Consider the following 4,679-nt stretch of genomic DNA (forward strand, 5'->3'; position numbering starts at 1 on the left):
GAACCGGCTCAAAGACCATCTAGTTGAAGCTGGCTTACATATTGTAGTCATCGATCAACCAATGACGCATGGTGTACTCAATAGTAATGATGAAAGCTCAATGCTCTCAAAAGTACTGACAGACTTCATGATCGACTTAGCCGCAGCCATGGCAAGAGATGATTATGAGACACGCCGAAAACGTCAAGCTCAAGGGATAGAAAAAGCCAAGAAATTAGGTAAATATCGGGGTAGGAAACCAGACCATCAGCTCAGAGAAAATATATCGTTACTACTAAGTGAAGGAAAAAGTTGGTCGCAAGTTCAGGATCTACTTGGGTGCAGCCGCTCAACGGTTGCTAAAGTAAAAAAACTAGCAAAAATAGCGGAAAAGGGCATTGTGCATGACTAAAAAAGCTACCAAAGAGATAGCTTTTGTCAAAAAAGCCTATCCTATTTTTTTGAGGACTTACTAGGCTTCAATCCAGGCGTATTCCCGGGAGTTTTTTTGTTATCACGTCTACGCTGATCAAGTTTTCCTGTTGAATCAGCAATTGGTTTCGGTCCTGGCTTAAGTGCCATAATGATCATCCTTACATGTTTAAGAGGAAATCCCTCAGACGCAATTATATGAACATTAATGCACTGTTTCAATTAGTAGATATTCATTCTCTGATTAATTGCAACAGTCCCCTATTTCGCACCTGAAGAAGCAGCGGCAAGTGAAGCATCTCAATAATGGTATCGAGTCCGATCACGCCCCCATCAAGAAGCTCGTTGTCGGCACCGGCGGTTTTAAAATCCGAAAGCGAGCCTGGTCAACCATCGAGGGATTCGAATCCCTGCGAATGTTGAACAAAGGCCAGTTTGATTTCTGGTTACGTCATGATGAGCGTAAAACGCTTGTTCGGGAGATATCCGCCTTCATGATTCGTCTCTTCAATGTTGAGGTGGTTTACCAGTAATGGTTACCCCCATGACAGGGTAGATCTGCATTCTCTGATTAATTGCAACAACCCCGTTTCTTACGCTGGTTATTCTGTTTCAGCCAAAAGTTTAGCGACAATAGAGTGACCTAAATCAGCACAGGTTTTAAAGTATTGCTCTCGCTCAAGTTGCTGTAACGGAGAACTGCTAATTGGCTCGGCTGCTAGTTCTTTGCTGTTAAACTTGATGCCGCTATTAGCCAAGTGGACAATCAAGCCCTCAAATGACACCTCTATTTTTCCTGCGGCTTTGAATAGATCAAAAATACTTGAACCATCGCTCTTAGGGTCGTAAATCAATCCACCCTCACCAGTTAGAACAATATGACCAGTCGCCCATTTGTTGGCTGATACAGCAAAAGTGTTTAGAACGTTATAAGCCGGCCCATTAACTTCAGAATTGCTCATTTGTGCCATAATTCTGTTGGCAATACTTTGTTCTTTATTCATGTTCATGTTTCCCATTTCATAAATCTGCGAAGAAAGGGTTTTGTCGCAAAGCTTAGTCTAACTACACGTGCACCGATTTTCAGATACAATTAGGCTGCTAGCGCGTAAAACTACTCCCAAATAGGTAAGCCTTCAAGGTTGTAGAGTTGCACATTTTTAATCATCGACCACGTTCTATACCAACTAATGTGGCCTTTGCCCCTTCGTCTGATTTCCATCCTAAACATTGATTCATTTACCTTTCACTCTGCGATGGCTTTGCTCGACGATATTGTTCAGGTACTTGATTGAACGGATTTCAATTAGACTTAGCATGTGTCCGTAATGCCAAAGCTCAATATTAATATGATGCAGTGCTAATGTATTGGAATGGCAGCCGTCAATAACCACTTTATCAGGTAATCCATGTTGACCGATGGCCTTTTGTAAAAAGGCTCTAGTCGCTTTTTCATCTCGCTTATCGCGCAGTAGGAAATCAATTAAATCACCATATTTATCAACGGCTCGGTAGTAATATTTCATTAGCCTTTACGTTTATATACGTTTCGTCCATCAGCCACGAAGAAGCCAATATATCTTCAATTTCACGGTAGCTCAGCTTGTAGGAAAGATAGTAACGAACGGCCTGTGAATTTGATGGTCATAATATTGGGCATGATGAATGTTGATAAAGAGCATAACCTACCACTCCAGTTTACGACAAAATCCACAAAGGCCAGTTAGATTTTTGGTTACGTCATGATGAGCGTAAAACGCTTGTTCGGGAGAAAACCGCCCTAATGAATCGTCTATTCAATATTGAGGGTGATCATAACAGTATCACCCTTGTTTGCGACACAACCCTTTCTAGGAAATTCTAAATCATCCGTAGTGTCCGCAAGCCACATAGAAAGGCAGAGTAGAACGTTCCGAATAACTTTTTCCGGTTTCAATGTCTATCGCCAAGTTCGGAAAATACGCCATGCTACGTGAAGAAGCTGTCCAAAATAAACCAAAAGGATAGCCATTCATTGGCCAACCTGAATCTGTAAAATCACTGCGTTCAAATTGAATGGCTTCAGGTAATCGTCGGCCATCCATACTTTCACACAAATCATCAGCCGTCGTGATGACTCTATCATATGGGTCATCTCTTGTGTCTTCATCATCCTGATACTCATATACCAGAGATGGGTAGGGGCGCTGTTTTTCTTGTAAAGATCGTGATGAATATAATGGGGCCAATGTTAATTGGAAATAGTCCAGCTCTGCCGATGTTATTGGTCGATTGATATACGAGGTATAGGTGGGGAATTCATACTTAATCTCAAAAACTGGCGCAATACGTCGAGTGTTATCATCACGGTGAAATAGCTCCCCACCTACAAGTTGTAGTTGTTTGGCTTTTTCAGATAATGGAAACAGAACCTCAACCCGTTTGTTTGACGGATCGATAGAATCCATATCCCCTACAATACGACAGACTGTTTTCCAACGCCGTGCATGATCGTTTACGCAAAAAAATAAGAACTTATGTACATAATCTCTGGCTGTATGAGATGGCTCCTGCAACTGATAAGTAAGTCCTTCATTCCCCCCCGGTGCGTAGTTGCTAGGGCCATCGTTATCAATATCGAATTCATCCGAATGAAATAAGTACCAGCTTATTTCTGACTGTTCAGAAAAACCGATTAGATGCGCACTCACCTCGCTTTTGTAATTGAGCAATCCAGTGAAACGGATCTGTGGCAACTGCTGCTGCTCACTACAATTACTCTGTTCTCCAGCAATGCTACATAGACGTAGAAGATGCCCTTCATCCTGTTTGGTGATCGTATAAGAACATGTAGGCTCTGTCGGTGATACTATACATTGGCTAACACCACGCTGATCAATTTGCCATTCTAATCCGACTAGATAGTTAGGCTGTGTTATTAGATTGCCAGAGACTATTTGTCCTCTCATCGGAAATTCCCCTACCAGATCCAAGGTAAAAGTTGGATCTGGTAGGGGAACCGGTTTAGTAGGCGGAGTTGGCTCAAGTACAACGGATTTCGTATTACCTGAAGAGCCATTATCTGCCCCGCCACCACACGCAAATAATATGATCGAAGTAAGTGCAACAAAAAAGTATTTCATATTTATTATCTATTTCACCATAAAAATAAAAATCATAAAGGTAATAAGTTTGGGTTTACCTATAAATTGAATCCTATATAAATTCCGATACGATATCGACAGACGATTATACAGGGTTGTTGCAAAAAACCAGCCAAAGCTCAGAATTCAGTTCTGTCTTTTCTGATCTAGTGACTCCCGAATTCAAGTCCGGCTTGTCTCACCATTCTGATACATATCCATATTAAAGAATATAAATGCAATATCATCAGGTTCAATTACAGTTTTTACCACTTCGGAACCCCCCACATCCAAATAAGTAAATAGTAATAAATAGCAGTAGTATACTTTTCATAATTAGTTCTTATTTGTTTTCAATCATAATAGATGGGTTATCTGAAATATAATTATTTTTAAATATTATATTTCCAGCGCCGATAATTTAGTGATTTGTCAAGCACCTTTAATGGAAAATATTGTATAAATAAAGCAAAGCACACTTTTGAAAAAAAGTGTAACCATGCAATCACCTTTTAGTAAGTGATAATCATTCTCAAATCAAGCCGATGGTCATCGTAATGAACTATTTCAGCCATGTCAATAAAATATTTTTAATGTTTACGACAAAAATTATTTGTCGTTTAATACTCTCTTTTTTGGGGGCTGTTGCAATTAATCAGAGAATGCAGATCTACCCAGTCATGGGCTTAACGATTACTGATAAATCACCTCAACATTGAAGAGACGATTCATGAAGGCGGATCTCTCCCGAATAAGCGTTTTACGCTCATCATGACGTAACCAGAAATCAAACTGGCCTTTGTTCAACATTCGAAGTGATTCGAACCCCTCGATGGTTGACCAGGCTCGCTTTCGTATTTTAAAACCGCCTGTGCTGACAACGAGCTTCTTGATGGGGGCGTGATCGGACTCGATACCATTATTGAGATACTTCACTTGCCGTTGCTCGACATCCGCTCGCAGCCGTCCCTCCTTTTTCAGGCGCGAAATAGCATGAGCATACGAGGAATGCTTGTCCGTGTTCAAGGTCTTAGGCTGAGTGTCTACATCATAGTATCTTAGGCACCGTTTCAGGAACTGGTAAGCCACGTTTTTATTACGTTTTTGGGAGAAATAGAAGTCCAGTGTTTCGCCTTGCTTGTTGAT

Annotated in this window: 4 protein-coding genes and 2 pseudogenes; 2 read left to right on the plus strand and 4 right to left on the minus strand. The window is 40.8% G+C overall.

Annotation, left to right across the window (positions count from 1 at the left end; genetic code table 11):
* Positions 1–391, plus strand: a 391-nt coding sequence (locus tag QWZ04_RS23295; protein ID WP_290330700.1) for a recombinase family protein, incomplete at its 5' end; no start/stop codon positions are given.
* A 298-nt stretch (positions 392–689) separates the two neighbouring features.
* Positions 690–944 (plus strand): annotated as a pseudogene (locus QWZ04_RS23300) (DDE-type integrase/transposase/recombinase); the annotation flags it as partial.
* Between the two features lie 69 nt (positions 945–1,013).
* Here QWZ04_RS23300 and QWZ04_RS23305 read toward each other — a convergent pair.
* The 4 genes and pseudogenes from QWZ04_RS23305 to QWZ04_RS23320 all read right to left on the minus strand — a co-directional run.
* Complete coding sequence (locus QWZ04_RS23305) at positions 1,014–1,415, minus strand: hypothetical protein (RefSeq protein WP_290330701.1); 402 nt, start codon at positions 1,413–1,415, stop codon at positions 1,014–1,016.
* Between the two features lie 231 nt (positions 1,416–1,646).
* Positions 1,647–2,043: pseudogene (locus tag QWZ04_RS23310) on the minus strand (IS6 family transposase); the annotation flags it as partial.
* Positions 2,044–2,276: 233 nt separating this feature from the next.
* Positions 2,277–3,533: a hypothetical protein gene (locus QWZ04_RS23315; protein ID WP_290330702.1), complete on the minus strand. Its 1,257-nt coding sequence runs from the start codon at positions 3,531–3,533 to the stop codon at positions 2,277–2,279.
* A 693-nt stretch (positions 3,534–4,226) separates the two neighbouring features.
* Positions 4,227–4,679 (minus strand): DDE-type integrase/transposase/recombinase (locus QWZ04_RS23320; protein WP_290330703.1); only part of this gene is annotated, 453 nt, incomplete at its 5' end.

Origin of the sequence: Vibrio tapetis subsp. quintayensis, assembly GCF_030409945.1 — a bacterium.
GTDB classification, from domain to species: domain Bacteria; phylum Pseudomonadota; class Gammaproteobacteria; order Enterobacterales; family Vibrionaceae; genus Vibrio; species Vibrio quintayensis.

Excerpts from the sequence above, each read along its gene's own strand:
- QWZ04_RS23305 (WP_290330701.1), bottom strand. The coding sequence starts at position 1,415 with ATGAATAAAGAACAAAGTATTGCCAACAGAATTATGGCACAAATGAGC.
- QWZ04_RS23315 (WP_290330702.1), bottom strand. The coding sequence starts at position 3,533 with ATGAAATACTTTTTTGTTGCACTTACTTCGATCATATTATTTGCGTGT.